The following is a 15,206-nucleotide window of genomic DNA, read 5'->3' on the forward strand; positions in this document are numbered from 1 at the left end:
CCGCCAATACCTCACGCCTCGCGCTTGAGCCACTCCAGGCGCGTGCTGGCGCCGGCCTCGCCCAGGTGCGCCTTCAGCGGCGGCAGCGCCTGCGCCAGCGCCTGCTCGAACTGCCAGGGCGGATTGAGCAGCAGCATGCCGCTGCCGTTGAGCCGCAGCGGCGAATCGTCCGGGCGCACCTGCAGTTCGGCGACCAGCGCCGAGGCCACCGGCAACGCCGCGGCCTTGCGGAAGAACGGCTGCAGGCTGCGGCGCTGCTTGATCGGATACCACACCGCGCATACCGCCTGCGGCCAACGGCTCAGGGTCTCGCGCAGCGCGGCCACGATCAGCGGGTACTCGGCGTCCTGCGCTTCGTAGGGCGGATCGATCAGCACCAGCCCACGGCCGATCCGGTTGGCCCCGGACTTCGGCGGCAGGAACGCCTTGATCGCCGCATAGCCGTCGCCGGCATGCACCTGCACGCGGCGGTCGTGGGCGAACAACGCCTTCAGTTCGGCGGCTTCCTCGGGCTGCAGTTCGCAGGCGGCCAGCCGGTCCTGCTCGCGCAGCGCCTGCGCCACCAGCAGCGGCGAGCCGGGATAGGCGACCAGCGCTCCCACTGGGTTGTCGGCCTGCACTGCGCGCAGGTAGCGCTCCACCACCTCCGGCAGGGTCGGCTGGCCCATCAGCCGCAGCACGCCGGCGACCGCCTCGCCGGTCTTGCGCGCCTCGTTGGCCGCAAACAGGTAGCGGCCGCGCCCGGCGTGGGTATCGAGCACGAAGAACGGGCTGTCCTTGCGCTTGAACGCATCGAGCAGCGCCAGCAGCACGATGTGCTTGAGGACGTCGGCATGGTTGCCGGCGTGGAAGGCGTGGCGGTAATTCATCCGTGCAGTGTACGGGGCGCCACGTCGGCCGGCCACGCCTGCCGCGATGCCGGGCAGGGCGTCTCCGCAGCCGCGGTACACTAAGCGGGCGGCCGCTCGCGGCCGCGGCGCTTTCCGGACCTGGGGCCGGACGGCGTGGACGATTGGGCCTGTGCACCCGGGCGCAGGCGTCGTCGCAGCGTTCGGGTGCGCAGTGCCGCTGCCAGATGGGCGGTCGGCGAGTGCCACGGTCTGCATGTCGATGCCTTCTTCCCTGTTGCTCGGTGTTCTTGCACTGGCACTGCCGTTCGCCGCATTCGGCGCCGCCCGTGCCGAGCCATCCAGCCCCCGCGCGGCACAGGCTGCGGCGTTCGATGCGCTGATCGAGGATGTCGGTGCGCACGGCAAGGACATGGCCGCCGACGAGCAGGCCTACCGCGTCGCGCATGCGCGCCTGCAGGCGCTGCTGCCTGCCAGCGATCCGGTGCGGCGCGCGCGCCTGGATGCCTTCGACTGCCAGCATTTTCCGCAGGGTCCTGCCGCGGCGGTGGAGCAGGCGCGGCGCGGCGCGCGCGGCGCGGTCGCGCGCACCCATGTGCAGGTCCGGCTGGAGTATCTGCTGTGCGAAACCTATGCGCTGTACAACGACGGCCAGCGCCCGGCCTATCTGCGGCCCGCCACCACGATCCTGGCGCTGACCGACGCGCAGCGGTTCCCGCGATTGCGCGCGGCGGCCCTGCGCATGCGTGCCTTCGCCGAGCGCGACGCCGGCCACTACGCGCAGTCGCTGCGCACTTTGCAGGAACTGCGCGCGCTCGACGCACGGCGCGATGGCGGCTGGGTGGCGCTGCTGACCCTGATCGGCATTGCCGACGCCTACCTGGACATGGGCTTGCCGGACCTGTCGCAGCAGGTCGTCGCCGAGGTCCTGCAGCGGGCCAGGCAGGGCGATGGCGGCTATATGCAGGCGCTGGCGGTGGAGCGCGAAGGCGCCATCGCCGAGCAGCGTGGCGACCTGCCGGCGGCGCTGGCCGCCTATCTGCGCGCAGCGGACCTGCATGGCCGCCATCCGCAGGAAGGCTCGCAGGCGTCGTTGCTGCTGCGCGCGGCCCGGGTCAACGCGCTGCTGGGCCACCTGCCGCAGGCACGCGCGCAGCGGCAGCAGGCCGAGACGCAACTGGTCACGATGGGCGCCACGCGGCTGATGCGCGCGCGGCGCGACTACGTGGATGCGCTGATCGCCGAACGCAGCGGCGATGCGCGGGCCGCACTGGCGCTGGTCGAGCGGGCCGAGCAGGGCTACCGCGCCAACGGCGACCTGCGCAGCCTCAGCGACGTGCTTGACCTCAAGGCCACCGCCTTGCGCGCGCTGGGCGCCTGGCGCCAGGCGCTGGATGCGCGCGAGGCGCAGATGCGCGTGCAGCAGGAACTGGACACGCGCATGCAGCGCGAGCAATCGCAGTTCCTGATCGCCGAATCGGAAAGCCGCGAGCGTGACCTGGCGGCGCTGCAACTGGCGCAGAAGGCCGAAACCCAGCGCAACCGGTTGCAGGCGATGGAGCGCGAGGCGACCCTGCGGCGCGCGTTGCTGGGCGCGGCGCTGCTGTTACTGGTCGTGCTGGGCGGGGTGTTGTTCCTGACCCTTCGGCGCCTGCGCGGCGCCCGCCGCGAAGTGCGCATCGACAGCCTCACCGGCGTCGCCTCGCGGCGCCAGGTGCTGGCCGAACTCGACACTGCGCTGGCGGCGCTGCCACGCGGCGGGCGCATGCCGCTGTCGGTGCTGGCGCTGGACGTGGACCACTTCAAGCGGATCAACGACGAGCATGGCCACGCTGCGGGCGACCAGGTGCTGCGGCTGGTCGCCACGACCCTGCGCCAGCGCCTGCGCAGGAACGACAGCTTCGGCCGGACCGGTGGCGAGGAGTTCCTGGCGTTGCTGCCCGGTGCCACCTGCGCCGAGGCAAGCCAACTGGCCGGGCAGCTGCGCGAGGTGCTGGAACGGCAGGCGTTCGACACGATCGTGCCGGGCCTGCGCCTGACCGTCAGCATCGGCGTCGCCGAGGCCGGCGCCGGCGAGAGCAGCCAGGCGCTGCTGGCGCGCGCCGATGCGGCGCTGTACCGGGCCAAGCACGGTGGCCGCAACCGGGTGGAGTTGGCCTTGCCGCCGGGCGCGGCCAACCTGCGCGGCGGCAGCGATCGCTGACGCCGGCCTGCACACGTCGCAGGCTGCGCCGACCACGGCCGACGCCGGCGACGGCCGCACAGGCTGCCGCGGCGCCCGCGCGGCGGCTATGCTGCGCGCCATGTCCACGCCTGCCGCCGCCTGTGTCCTCGTGGTCGAGGACGAATCCGCCATCGCCGACACCGTGCTGTACGCGCTGCGCAGCGAGGGCTACGCGGTGCGGCATTGCCAGCTCGGCCGCGAGGCGCTGGCGCAGCTGCGCGAGGGCGGCATCGACGTGGTGGTGCTGGACGTGGGCCTACCGGACCTGAGCGGGTTCGAGGTGTGCCGCACGCTGCGCGGCTTCAGCCAGGTGCCGGTGCTGTTCCTGACCGCGCGCAACGAGGAGATCGACCGCGTGCTCGGCCTGGAACTGGGTGCCGACGACTACATGGCCAAGCCGTTCTCGCCGCGCGAGCTGGTCGCACGGGTGCGGGCGCGGCTGCGGCGCCCGGCGGTGGTGGTCGGCGATGCCGACGCCGGCTGGCAGCAGCACGGCGATTTCGCCATCGACCGCGACGGCCGCCGCATCCGCTGGCGCGACGCGCCGCTGGAGCTGACCCGCTACGAGTACGCGCTGCTAGCGGCGCTGTTGCAGCGGCCCGGCGCCATCCTCAGTCGCGCGCAACTGATGGACCGCGGCTGGGACAGCAGCGCCGACAGCGCCGACCGCACCGTCGACACCCACATCAAGACCCTGCGCGCCAAGTTGCGCGCGGCCGGTGCCATCCACGACCCGATCCGCACCCACCGCGGCCTCGGCTACGCGCTGGAGGCCTGAGGTGCGGCTGGGGCTGAAGCTGTTCCTGGGCTTCTTCCTGATCGTCGGCGTGGCCGCCTTCTTCGTGATGCGGGTGTTCGTCAACGAGGTCAAGCCGGGCGTGCGCCAGGCGATGGAATCGACCCTGGTGGACGCGGCCAACGTGCTGGCGCAGATGGCTGCGCAGGACCTGAAGGACGGGCACATCGCCAGCGGCCGCTTCGCCCGCGACCTGGCCGCCGCGCAGCGGCGCGATCCGCGTGCGATGGTCTGGCGCTTCCCCAAGCACAGTGTCGACTACCGCGTCACCATCACCGATACGGCGGGCATCGTGGTGTTCGACTCGCGCGGGCAGGACATCGGCCGCGACAACGCGCGCTGGAACGACGTGTACCGCACCCTGCGCGGCGAGTACGGCGCCCGCTCCAGTCCCGAGGCCGACGGCGACCCCAAACACACGGTGATGCATGTGGCCGCGCCGGTCTACGATCCGGCCGAGCCGCAGCGGCTGATCGGCGTGCTGACCCTGTCCCAGCCCAACCGCAGCATCGAGCCGTTCATCGTCGCCAGCCAGCGCAGCATCCTGTTGCGCGGCGCCTGGCTGATCGGCATCTCCGCGCTGATCGGCATCCTGATGACCTGGGGCCTGCTGCGCGGCATCGGCCGGCTCAACCGCTATGCGCAGGCGGTCAGTGCCGGTGCGCCGGTGCCGCCGCCGCCGCCGCGCCGCGACGAGATCGGCGATCTCGGCCGCGCGCTGGAGACGATGCGCCGCAAGCTGGAGGGCAAGCAGTACGTCGAGCAGTACGTGCAGTCGCTGACCCACGAGATGAAGAGCCCGCTGGCAGCGATCCGCGGCGCCGCGGAACTGCTGCAGGAGCCGCTGCCGGAGCCGGAACGGCAGCGCTTCGTGCGCAACATCGCCGAGCAGCAGCAGCGCCTTACCGAGACCATCGACAAGCTGCTGGCGCTGGCCGAGGTGGAACAGCACGGCTGGCTGCAGCGGCGCGAACCGGTGGCGCTGGCGCCGCTGTGCGGGGACCTGGCCGAAGCGCTGGCGCCGCAACTGCAGGCGCGCGGACTGCAGTTGCAGGTGCAGGCACTGGATCCGACCTTGGTGGTGTCGGGCGATCCCTATCTGCTGCGGCAGGCGCTGCACAACCTGCTCGACAACGCCATCGCCTTCTCCCCGGAAGGCGCGAGCATCGTGCTGCGCGCCGAACGCGGCGCCGATGCGCGCGTGCTGCTGGTGGTGGAGGACGCCGGTCCGGGCGTTCCCGACTACGCGCTGGAGCGGGTGTTCGAGCGTTTCTATTCGCTGGCGCGCCCGGCCACCGGCCAGCGCAGCTCCGGCCTCGGCCTGCCGTTCGTGCGCGAGGTGGCGCGCCTGCATGGCGGCGACGCCAGCCTGCGCAACCGCGACGGCGGTGGCGCGGTGGCCTGCCTGGCGTTGCCGCTGGCCTGAGCCGGAGAGCGCTCGTGTAGGAGCGGCTTCAGCCGCGACCGTGCGCTCCCGGTAGAGCCCTTCGCGGCTGAAGCCGCTCCTACAGTAGGGCATGCCGCGTCGACGGGATGCCGGCCACCAATCCCGATTCCCCAATCCCGGCTCCTCCCACTTCACACCCACTTCAAATTCGCCTCAAACCCCGCCCACGCAGCGGCCGCATCCTGGCGCCCTCCCAAACCCAGAGGCCGCCATGAAATCCCTGAAGCTGCTGTTGCGATTCGCCACCATCGGCGGATTGATCCTGTTGTTGCTGATCCCGCTGATGATGATTCGCGGCACCGTGCAGGACCGCCAGCACTACCGCGACGAGGCGGTGGAACGGGTGTCGCAGAGCAAGGCCGGCGAGCAGCGCCTGCTCGGGCCGCTGCGGGTGATCCCGTGGACCCAGGAGCGCGACGTCGCGGTGCTCGACGCCGACGGCAAGCGCGTGACCAAGCGCGAGACCGAGACCGGCTACGTGCTGCAGGCGCCGCGGCGGCTGCAGGTGGAGGGCGAACTGAAGCCGTCACAGCGCCATATCGGTCTGTTCAAGGTGCAGGTGTACAGCTGGCATGCGCGGCTCAAGGCCGAATTCGAGGATCTCGACTATGCCGCTGCCGACGGCCGCCGCTACGGCACACCGTACCTGGCGATCGGCCTGCAGGACGTGCGCGGCCTGGTCGGTACGCCCAACCTGCGCGCCGACGGCCGCGCGCTGCCGCTGCAGCCTGGCTCGGAAGGGCTGGCAAACATCTCCAAGGGCGTGCACGCGGTGCTGCCGGCATTGCGCGATACGCAACAGGGCCGGCTGACCGACCTGCACGATGTGCAGATGGAGTTCGTGCTCGACGGCACCCAGGCGCTGTCGATCGTGCCGGTGGGCGACGACAACCAGATCGCGCTGAGTTCGCCGTGGCCGCATCCGCTGTTCGGCGGCCGTTTTCTGCCCAACGAGCGCCGTATCACCGCGCAGGGGTTCCAGGCGAGCTGGGCGCTGTCGTCGCTGGCGACCGGTGCGCAGTCGCAGCTGACCTCCGGCGGACAGGATCTGGACGCCTTGCGGGTGGATCTGGTCGACCCGGTGGACGTGTATACGCAGGCCGAGCGCGCCAGCAAGTACGGCCTGCTGTTCGTGGTGCTGACCTTCGTCGCCTTCGGCCTGTTCGAACTGATCAGGCGCCTGCCGATCCATCCGCTGCAGTACCTGCTGGTCGGCCTGGCGCTGGCGATCTTCTTCCTGCTGCTGCTCAGCCTGTCCGAGCACATCCCGTTCTGGCAGGCGTATCTCGTCTCGGCGGTGGCCTGTATCGGATTGCAGTTCTTCTACCTGTCCGGGGTCTTGCGCAGCCGCCTGCGCGCGGCCGGCTTCGCCAGCATGCTCACCGTGCTGTACGGCGCGCTGTACGGCCTGCTGGCCTCGGAAGACAACGCCTTGCTGATGGGCTCGCTGCTGCTGTTCGGCATCCTCGGCGCGATCATGTGGATCACCCGCCGGATCGACTGGTACGAACTCGGCGCGTCGCTGCGCTGAGCCGTCGCGAGGAGATCGGACATGGTCGCGCACCGTCATCTGCATCGGCGTCTGCAGGCGCTGCTGCCCGCCGCCCTGGAAACCCATGGCCTGCACCCCGGCAACCTGCCGGCGACGCTGGCGCGCAGCGCGCAGGCGGCACTGGTCACCGCCGCCGACCGCGGCGGCGCCCTGTGGCTGCGCCTGAGCGAACGCAGCCGCGCGGCACTGGCCGGCGACGCGGCGACGTTCCTGGGCGGCGCACTGCAGGCGCGCGCGGCCCTGCCGGGCGATGCCGTGCCATGGCGCTACTGCCCCTGGCGCGCGCTGCGCCGCGATCCGGTTCGGGCTGCCGCGGAGGACGCCAGCGGCGCGTCGGCGGCGGGTTTCGTCACCTGGGAGGCGCAAGGCCGCGCGCGCCTGCTGGTCTTGCCGGCACAGGCGGCGCTGCTGTGCCGCTGGTGGCGATGAGGGTGGGTGGCCGTGCCGATCGCCGCTACAGCGGGGCCGGATCGACATCGGCCATCGACGACAGGAACACCGACGGTGGCAGGACGCCACCGCCGGTCACAGGACGGGCAGGACGCTCATGCAGGGATGCGGCAGGGACGTGCGCGCAAGGACATCGCCAGGCAGTGCAAGGAAGCGCAGGCTTCACAGGACGGGCAGGACGCCCCCGCAAGGAAGCGGCAAGGACGCACACGCCAGGGCACCGCCAGGCAGGCAGCGCCAGGGAAACGCTTGCGGTAGAGTGCACGGATGCACTCTCCGCTCTCCATTCAGCGCCTGCGCGGCGCCGGGATCGTGCCGTTCCTGGACGCGGTCGCGCAGTTGCGCATCGCGGTGTTCCGCGACTGGCCGTACCTCTACGACGGCGATCTGGGCTACGAACGCGACTACCTGGCCGCCTACGCCGCCTCGCCGGACAGCGTGTTCGTACTGGCACGCGACGGCGACCGGGTGGTCGGCGCTTCCACCGGGCTGCCATTGCTCGACGATGCCGAGGCGTTCGCGGCGGCTTTTGCCGGCAGTGAGATCGACCCCGCCGGGGTGTTCTATTTCGGCGAGTCGGTGTTGTTGCCGCAGTACCGCGGCCGCGGCGTCGGCCATGCCTTCTTCGACGAACGCGAGGCGCATGCGCGCGCGCTCGGCAGCTTCCGCCTGACCGCGTTCTGTTCGGTGGAGCGGGCGCCCGACGATCCGCGACGGCCGCCGGATTACCGCGGCAACGACGCGTTCTGGCGCAAGCGCGGCTACCAACCGCAGCCGGCCTTGCGCATGCACCTGCCGTGGAACGAGGTCGGCCGCGGCGAAACGCCGCATACCCTGGGTTTCTGGACCCGCGCGCTGGAGCCTGTCGCATGAAAGTCGCCGTCGCCAAGTACCCGATCGGCGCGCCCGCCGACTTCACCGCCTTCGCCGACAAGCAGGCCGCGCTGCTCGGCGAGGCCGCGCAGGCCGGCGCGCAGCTGGCGGTGCTGCCCGAGTATCTGTCGCTGGAACTGGCCGCGACTTTCGGCGCCGACGTGTCGGCGCGGCTGCCGGCCTCGCTGGCGGCGATCCAGGCGCTGCATGCGCCGTACCTGGCCTTGTTCGCCGACCTGGCACGGCGCCATCGCCTGCACGTGGTCGCCGGCAGCTTCCTGCTTGACGACGGCCAGGGGCGCTACCGCAATCGCGCCTACTGGTTCACCCCGGACGGCGGCCACGGCTGGCAGGACAAGCTGCAGCTGACCGGCTTCGAAAAGGCCACCGGCCTGATCGACGGCGGCGAGGCGTTGAAGGTGTTCGAGGCCGAGGGCGTGCGCGCCGGCGTGGCGGTCTGCTACGACAGCGAGTTCCCGCTGCCGGTCCGCGCCCAGTACGAGGCCGGCGCGCGCCTGCTGGTGGTGCCCAGTTGCACCGACACCGAGGCCGGCGCCACCCGCGTGCGCGTGGGCTGCCTGGCGCGGGCGCTGGAGAACCGCATCTTCGTGGCCCAGTCGGTGACCGCCGGCGTCGCCGAGTGGAGCCCGGCGCTGGACGTGAACACCGGCGAGGCCACGCTGTACGCGCCGATGGACGCCGGCTTCCCCGCCGACGGCATCGTCGCGCAGACCCGCGGCGAGCAGGTCTGGGCGATCGCCGAACTGGATTTCGCCGCGTTCGAAGCCAGTCGCGCCAACGCACAAGTGGCCAACGACCGCGACTGGCGCGGGCAACTGGCACCGGCCGTGCTACGTGCGGAACTGAGCCGCTTCGCATAGGAGCGTTTCCTGCCAGCGTGCCGCGCCTCGGCGCGCCATGCCCTGTTCCCGGGGTGAGACGCTGCTTTACCAATCCCGAATCCCGAATCCCCAATCCCCAATCCCCAATCCCCAATCCCCAATCCCCAATCCCCAATCCCCAATCCCCAATCCCCAATCCCCAATCCCCAATCCCGCGGCGCCAGCAGGCGCCGCACCATCAAGGTAAAATCGCCCGATTCCCGTCGTTTCGAGCGTTCCATGGCCTGCCGCACCCGTTTTGCCCCCAGTCCCACCGGTTATCTGCACATCGGCGGCGCGCGCACCGCGCTGTACTGCTGGCTGGAGGCGCGCCACCGCGGCGGCGAATTCGTGCTGCGGATCGAGGACACCGACCGCGAGCGCAGCACCCAGGCGGCGATCGACGCGATCCTGGAGGCGATGGAATGGCTGGGCCTGGATTACGACGAAGGCCCGATCTACCAGACCCGGCGCCTGGACCGGTATCGCGAGGTCGCCGAGCAGTTGCTGGCGCAGGGCAAGGCCTACTACGCCTACGAGACCCGCGAGGAACTGGACGCCATGCGCGAAGCGGCGATGGCGCGGCAGGAAAAGCCGCGCTACAACGGCGCCGCGCGCGAGCTGAACCTGCCGTACCGCGACGATCCCAACCGGGTGATCCGCTTCAAGAACCCGACCGAGGGCGTGGTGGCGTTCGACGACCTGATCAAGGGCCGCATCGAGATCGCCAACAGCGAACTGGACGACATGGTGATCTTCCGTCCCGACGGCTACCCCACCTACAACTTCGCGGTGGTGGTGGACGACTGGGACATGGCCATCACCGAGGTGATCCGCGGCGACGACCACATCAACAACACCCCGCGGCAGATCAACATCTACCAGGCGCTGGGCGCGCCGGTGCCGAAGTTCGCGCACATGCCGATGATCCTCGACGAGCAGGGCGCCAAGCTGTCCAAGCGCACCGGCGCGGCCGACGTGATGCAGTACAAGGACGCCGGCTACCTGCCGCACGCGCTGATCAACTACCTGGCGCGGCTGGGCTGGTCGCACGGCGACCAGGAGTTGTTCGGGCGCCAGGAGTTGATCGACCTATTCGACGTCAAGGACGTCAATTCCAAGGCTGCGCGCCTGGACATGGCCAAGCTGGGCTGGGTCAACCAGCACTACCTCAAGAGCGACGACCCGGCGACGATCGCGCCGCAGCTGGAATTCCAGTTGCGCAAGCTCGGCATCGACCCGGCCGCCGGCCCGTCCGCGGCCGAGGTGGTGGTGGCGCTGCGCGAGCGCGTGCAGACCCTGAAGGAAATGGCCGAGAAGGCCGAAGTCTGGTATCGCCCGCTCACCAGCTACGACGACGCGGCGGTGGCCAAGCACTTCAAGCCGGGCGCGGAACTGGCGCTGGGTAAGGCCCGGGAACTGCTGGCCGCGCTGCCGCAGTGGAGCCTGGACGGCGTCGCCGCCGCGCTGCACGACACCGCCACCGCCCTGGAGATCGGCATGGGCAAGGTGGCGCAGCCGCTGCGCGTGGCCATCACCGGCACCCAGGTCAGCCCGGACATCTCGCAGACCGTCTACCTGGCCGGGCGCGAGGAGGCCTTGAAACGCATCGACGCCGCGCTCATCAAGATCCCAGCGGGAAGCTGATTCCCGGGAGACCGCCATGTCCAGCAAGAAGACCGCCTGCACCGAGCCGCACCACCACGTCCACGACGCTGCCGACTTCGTCAAGGTGGTGGAGCGGGTCAGCCGCGAGCGCGGTCTGCGCCTGACCCCGATCCGCGCCAACGTGCTGCGGCTGATCGCCGAGGCCGGGCGGCCGGTCAAGGCCTATGACCTGCTGGAATGGGTGCGCGAAGGCAAGGGCGTGGGCGCCGACGCCCCGCCCACGGTGTACCGCGCGCTGGATTTCCTGATGGCCAACGGCTTCGTGCACAAGCTCGAATCGGTCAACGCCTTCGTCGCCTGTCACCACCCGAGCAGCGCACAGCATTCGGTGCCGTTCCTGATCTGCGACCGCTGCCACAGCGCGGTGGAACTGGAGGACCGCGACGTGGTCGCGCAACTGGAGCAGCGCGCCAAGGCGCTGGGCTTCCAGCCGCAGGCGCAGACCCTGGAAGTGCACGGGCTGTGCGCGAAGTGCGCGGGTTGAGCCTGGCGCGCGTTTCTTTGTGTCGCGTGTCCACCGGCTGCGGCATGCGCGCGATCTGATCGTATTTGACTGCCGCCGCTGCGCGCATGGGCGCGCCGGGGGAGGGTGGCGACGTTTCGCTGCGTGCTGTTTTATGCGCCCTTGCAGGTAGCGGGATGCCCGAGCGTCCGAGGTCGCCAGGCGCGCTTGCTCAGTCCGTCGGTGTGGCGTGCCCACCCTCGCGCACCTGCTCCCAGTCCAGTCCGAACCGCGCCAGGTACTTGCGCAGGCGGTCGGCGTCGTTGGTGCTGGCGCGCTGCGTGCGGGACACGGCGAACAGTTCGCGTCCGGCCTGCGATAGCGACTTCGCCGTCGCGCAGACCCGCACCACGTCTTCCAGTTGCACGCGGTCGAAACGGTCCAGCTGGGCCGCCGCCTCGCCGAGCAGTGCGTCCAGCGGCGAGGGCGGGGTGCCGTCGCGCCATTGTCGACGCAGGCGCTCGATTTCTTCCTCCACCAGTTCGCGCTGGATGCGCCCGGCATTGGCCAGCGTCGCCAGGCGCATCACCGAGGCGCTGAGGTCGCGGAAGTTGCCGTGCCAGCGCGCCTCCGCGCCGGTGGCGAAGGCGAGGTAGCGGCTGCGCGCCTCGCGATTGAAGGTCACCCGCTGGTGCTGCTCGCGCGACCAGCGCTCCAGTTCGAAGTCCAGGTTCGGCTCGATGTCCTCGCGGCGCTCGGCCAGGCCGGGCAGGTGGTAGGTCCACAGGTTCAGGCGCGCCAGCAGGTCCTCGCGGAAGCGGCCCTGCGCGACGTGCTGGTGCAGGTCGCGGTTGGTGCCGGCGATCAGCTGGAACTCGCTCTCCACCTCGCGGTCGCTGCCGACCGGCAGGAAGCGCTTCTCCTCCAGCGCCCGCAGCAGCATGGCCTGCTCGTCCAGGCCCAGCTCGCCGATCTCGTCAAGGAACAGCAGGCCCTGGTGGGCCGAGCGCAGCAGCCCCGGGCGGTCGCTGACCGCGCCGGTGTAGGCGCCCTTGGTATGGCCGAATAGCGCGCTCATGGCGCCGTCGCCGCGCAGGGTGGCGCAATTGACCTCGACGAAACGCCCCGGCAACTGGTGCTTGAGCTTCTTCAGTTCGAACACGCGCTTGGCCAACTGGCTCTTGCCGGCGCCGGTCGGCCCCATCAGCAGCATCGGCGCCCTGGAGCGCGTGGCCACGGTCTCGATCTGCTCGATCATGCGGTTGAACGCCGCATTGCGCGTGGCGATGCCGCTCTTCAGCAACGCACGGTCCTGCAGTTGCTGCTGCTGGAAGCGCTGCGCGATGCGGTCGTAGCGCGACAGGTCCAGGTCGATCACGGTGTAGGCGCCGGCCTCGCCGCTGCCCTGTTTGCGTGGCGGCGAGGTCTGCAGCAGGCGTCCGGGGAAGTGCCGGCTCTCGGTCAGCAGGAAGCCGCAGATCTGGCTGACGTGGCTGCCGGTGGTGATGTGCAGGTAGTAGTCCTCTTCGTCCGGGCGGAACGTATAGCCGGCGAAGAAGTCGTGCAGGGTGGCGTACACCCCTTCGAAATCCCAGGGATCGGCCAGATAGGTGTCGTGCAACTGCACCTGCGTCTCCGGCGAGACCTGGCCCAGATCCTCGCGTACCACCTCCGCCAGTTTCTGGTAGCGGCGCAGGTCGGTCAGCAGCTCCAGGCGGCTGAGCAGAAAGTCCTCGTGCATGCCCAGCGCCACCGTCGGGCGCCACTTCTCCCAGCGCCCGGGGCCGCTGCCGGAATCCAGTTGGGTGCCGAGCATGCCGAACACCACCTGTGGCCTGTCCATATCCATCCTTATAAGAGTGTCGCCTAATTTATAGGAATAGCCGGCATCGAACAAGCGGGCGCTGCTTCGCGTTTCTCAATTTTCTTCTTCTAATCAATGCTTTGAGGTGTGTCCGAAAAAGTTGGCACGGCCATTGCTACATCTGGGCATCACCAACGCGGGCCGTTCCCGCCAGGAGCCTGACATGGCCAACCTCTCTCTGTTCTCGTCCTCGCGTGGCGCGCTGCTGCCGCCGGCGACGGTGCGCAACGACGCCGGTGGCGCCGCCTATGCGCGTTCGCCGCAAGCGGCGCTGGCGCTGTACGCGGCCACCGGCTGCTTGAACGGCACCTTCTATGCGGGTGCCGAGGTGCAACTGCAGCAGGTGCTCGGGCTGTGCGCGCAGGTCGATCCTGCCTTCGTCGCGCAGACCGCGATCTACGCACGCCAGGTCGCGTACATGAAGGACATGCCGGCGTTGTTGTTGGCCACGCTGACCACGCGCGATCCCGACCTGTTCGCACGGGCCTTTCCGCGCGTGATCGACAACGGCCGCCTGCTGCGCAACTTCGTGCAGATCGTGCGCAGTGGGCAACTCGGGCGCAAGTCGCTGGGGTCGCGGCCCAAGCGCCTGGTGCGGCAGTGGCTGCAGCAGGCCTCGGCGCAGACCATCGTGCAGGCGGCGATCGGCCAGCAGCCGTCGCTAGCCGACGTGATCCGCATGGTCCACCCGAAGCCGGCCGATGCCGAGCGCGAGGCGCTGTATGCGTGGGTGGTCGGCAAGCCGTACCGCGAGGAGGCGCTGCCGGCGCTGCTGCAGGCGTACGAGGCGTTCAAGCGCGCACCGTCCGGGGCGTTGCCCGAGTTGCCGTTCCAGTACTACACCGCCTTGCCGCTGACCGCGGCGCATTGGGCGGCGCTGGCCCGCAACGCCTCGTGGCAGACCCTGCGCATGAACCTCAACACCTTCGCGCGGCATGGGGTGTTCGAGGACAAGGCGATGGTGGCGCAGGTCGCGGCACGCTTGCGCGATCCGGCGCAGATCCAGCGCGCCCGGGTGTTCCCGTACCAGTTGTTGGTGGCCAGCACCGCGGCCAGTGAGTTGCCGCCGCCGATCGGCCAGGCGCTGCGTGAGGCGATGGAGATCGCGACGCGGCAGGTGCCGCGACTGGACGGCAACGTGGTGGTGGCGGTGGATGTGTCCGGCTCGATGGCGGCGCCGGTGACCGGTTTCCGCCGTGGCGCCAGCAGCAGCGTGCGCTGCGTGGATGTGGCCGCGCTGATCGCGGCCTGCGTGCAGCGGGTCAACCCGCGCGCCACGGTGTTGCCGTTCGACACCGAGGTGCGGTCGCTGCGCTTGCGGCAGCGCCAGGACGTGATCGCGCAGGCGCAGCAACTGGCCGCGTTGTGCGGTGGCGGGACCAGCGTCAGCGCGCCGCTGCTGCAGTTGAACGCGCAGCGTGCGCCGGTCGACCTGCTGGTGCTGGTGTCGGACAACGAGAGCTGGCGCGACGCCCGTAGCGGCGCGACCGCGACCATGCAGGCCTGGGCCGAGTTGAAGGCGCGGTGCCCGCAGGCACGCATGGTCTGCATCGACCTGCAGCCGGTGGCCACCAGCCAGACGGTCGAACGCGACGACATCCTGCATGTCGGCGGCTTCAGCGACGCGGTGTTCGACCTGCTGGCCACGTTCGCGGCCGAAGGCGCCGGCGCCAAGCGCTGGGTCGAGCGGATCGGCTCGATCGTGGTGTGAGGCCTTGAAGGAAGGTGTTACCCGGCGGGCAATGGGGCCCGCCGGGCTGCAGCAGACGCAGGAATTCAGTTGATGGAGGCGGCAGTTGCCGCTTCCCGGTTTCGCCGCCGGCGTCCACGAATGCCGATGGAACTACAGCCTCTTAAGCTCCAGGTCGCGGGTTCGAGTCCCGCCCACCCTGCGATGGGGTGGTAGCTCAGTTGGACAGAGCGGGAACGTTCCATCTCTCTTGTCGTGGTCGTCGTCGGTCCTGTTGTGCGCGTTGCCTGGCGGATGCAGGCGGAACTCCATCGGTCGCGGGTTCGAATCCCGCCCGCCCTATGGCGGTAGCTCAGCGGTAGAGCGATCGTTCCGCGTATGGACTTGCCGCGTGAGGCGATGCGTTGGTTTTGCGGTGAATGCAGGTGGAACTCCATCTGGTAGCCCTTTAAGGGTCGGGTTCGAGCCCCG

At 70.2% G+C, this 15,206-nt stretch carries 12 protein-coding genes; 10 read left to right on the forward strand and 2 right to left on the reverse strand.

The window, feature by feature from the left end; translation table 11 throughout:
* Window positions 1–11: 11 nt before the first annotated feature.
* Window positions 12–869 carry a 23S rRNA (adenine(2030)-N(6))-methyltransferase RlmJ gene (locus AC1PLR_RS07565; protein ID WP_371182760.1) on the reverse strand — a complete coding sequence of 286 codons (858 nt, stop codon included), beginning with the start codon at window positions 867–869 and terminating at the stop codon, window positions 12–14.
* 241 nt (window positions 870–1,110) lie between these two features.
* Between AC1PLR_RS07565 and AC1PLR_RS07570 the strand changes: the two genes are divergently transcribed.
* The 9 genes from AC1PLR_RS07570 (at window position 1,111) to AC1PLR_RS07610 (ending at window position 11,223) form a co-directional block, all read left to right on the forward strand.
* A complete protein-coding gene (locus AC1PLR_RS07570) occupies window positions 1,111–3,051 on the forward strand; it encodes a diguanylate cyclase (protein ID WP_481103156.1) in 1,941 nt (646 codons plus the stop codon).
* A gap of 88 nt (window positions 3,052–3,139) precedes the next feature.
* Window positions 3,140–3,850 (forward strand): two-component system response regulator CreB, encoded by a 711-nt coding sequence (gene creB / locus AC1PLR_RS07575; RefSeq protein WP_481103157.1) that lies wholly within the window; start codon window positions 3,140–3,142, stop codon window positions 3,848–3,850.
* A 1-nt stretch (window position 3,851) separates the two neighbouring features.
* Window positions 3,852–5,294, forward strand: a complete 1,443-nt coding sequence (creC, locus tag AC1PLR_RS07580; protein WP_481103158.1) for a two-component system sensor histidine kinase CreC — start codon at window positions 3,852–3,854, stop codon at window positions 5,292–5,294.
* A gap of 232 nt (window positions 5,295–5,526) precedes the next feature.
* Complete coding sequence (gene creD, locus AC1PLR_RS07585) at window positions 5,527–6,846, forward strand: cell envelope integrity protein CreD (protein WP_481103159.1); 1,320 nt, start codon at window positions 5,527–5,529, stop codon at window positions 6,844–6,846.
* Window positions 6,847–6,867: 21 nt separating this feature from the next.
* Window positions 6,868–7,296 (forward strand): hypothetical protein, encoded by a 429-nt coding sequence (locus AC1PLR_RS07590; protein ID WP_481103160.1) that lies wholly within the window; start codon window positions 6,868–6,870, stop codon window positions 7,294–7,296.
* A gap of 288 nt (window positions 7,297–7,584) precedes the next feature.
* A complete protein-coding gene (locus AC1PLR_RS07595) occupies window positions 7,585–8,190 on the forward strand; it encodes a GNAT family N-acetyltransferase (RefSeq protein ID WP_481103161.1) in 606 nt (201 codons plus the stop codon).
* The gene (locus AC1PLR_RS07600) at window positions 8,187–9,071 is read left to right on the forward strand and encodes a carbon-nitrogen hydrolase family protein (RefSeq protein ID WP_371182746.1); all 885 of its coding nucleotides are present in this window, start codon (window positions 8,187–8,189) and stop codon (window positions 9,069–9,071) included. The genes AC1PLR_RS07595 and AC1PLR_RS07600 overlap by 4 nt, the downstream gene beginning before the upstream one ends.
* A gap of 240 nt (window positions 9,072–9,311) precedes the next feature.
* On the forward strand, window positions 9,312–10,718 hold the full coding sequence (gltX, locus tag AC1PLR_RS07605; protein WP_481103162.1) for a glutamate--tRNA ligase: 1,407 nt from the start codon (window positions 9,312–9,314) through the stop codon (window positions 10,716–10,718).
* Window positions 10,719–10,734: 16 nt separating this feature from the next.
* Window positions 10,735–11,223, forward strand: a complete 489-nt coding sequence (locus tag AC1PLR_RS07610) for a transcriptional repressor (RefSeq protein ID WP_010343476.1) — start codon at window positions 10,735–10,737, stop codon at window positions 11,221–11,223.
* Window positions 11,224–11,413: 190 nt separating this feature from the next.
* Here AC1PLR_RS07610 and rtcR read toward each other — a convergent pair whose 3' ends face one another.
* A complete protein-coding gene (gene rtcR / locus AC1PLR_RS07615; RefSeq protein WP_481103163.1) occupies window positions 11,414–13,024 on the reverse strand; it encodes an RNA repair transcriptional activator RtcR in 1,611 nt (536 codons plus the stop codon).
* Between the two features lie 184 nt (window positions 13,025–13,208).
* Here rtcR and AC1PLR_RS07620 point away from each other — a divergent pair, with 184 nt between their 5' ends.
* Window positions 13,209–14,756, forward strand: coding sequence for a TROVE domain-containing protein (locus AC1PLR_RS07620; protein WP_481103164.1), 1,548 nt, complete (start codon window positions 13,209–13,211; stop codon window positions 14,754–14,756).
* The last annotated feature ends 450 nt before the right edge of the window (window positions 14,757–15,206 follow it).

The organism is Xanthomonas sp. NCPPB 3570 (genome assembly GCF_056725115.1).

Coding starts and splice junctions, on each gene's coding strand:
- AC1PLR_RS07565 (WP_371182760.1), bottom strand. CDS start 869: ATGAATTACCGCCACGCCTTCCACGCCGGCAACCATGCCGACGTCCTC.
- AC1PLR_RS07570 (WP_481103156.1), top strand. CDS start 1,111: ATGCCTTCTTCCCTGTTGCTCGGTGTTCTTGCACTGGCACTGCCGTTC.
- creB (WP_481103157.1), top strand. CDS start 3,140: ATGCTGCGCGCCATGTCCACGCCTGCCGCCGCCTGTGTCCTCGTGGTC.
- creD (WP_481103159.1), top strand. CDS start 5,527: ATGAAATCCCTGAAGCTGCTGTTGCGATTCGCCACCATCGGCGGATTG.
- AC1PLR_RS07590 (WP_481103160.1), top strand. CDS start 6,868: ATGGTCGCGCACCGTCATCTGCATCGGCGTCTGCAGGCGCTGCTGCCC.
- AC1PLR_RS07595 (WP_481103161.1), top strand. CDS start 7,585: ATGCACTCTCCGCTCTCCATTCAGCGCCTGCGCGGCGCCGGGATCGTG.
- AC1PLR_RS07600 (WP_371182746.1), top strand. CDS start 8,187: ATGAAAGTCGCCGTCGCCAAGTACCCGATCGGCGCGCCCGCCGACTTC.
- gltX (WP_481103162.1), top strand. CDS start 9,312: ATGGCCTGCCGCACCCGTTTTGCCCCCAGTCCCACCGGTTATCTGCAC.
- AC1PLR_RS07610 (WP_010343476.1), top strand. CDS start 10,735: ATGTCCAGCAAGAAGACCGCCTGCACCGAGCCGCACCACCACGTCCAC.
- rtcR (WP_481103163.1), bottom strand. CDS start 13,024: ATGGACAGGCCACAGGTGGTGTTCGGCATGCTCGGCACCCAACTGGAT.
- AC1PLR_RS07620 (WP_481103164.1), top strand. CDS start 13,209: ATGGCCAACCTCTCTCTGTTCTCGTCCTCGCGTGGCGCGCTGCTGCCG.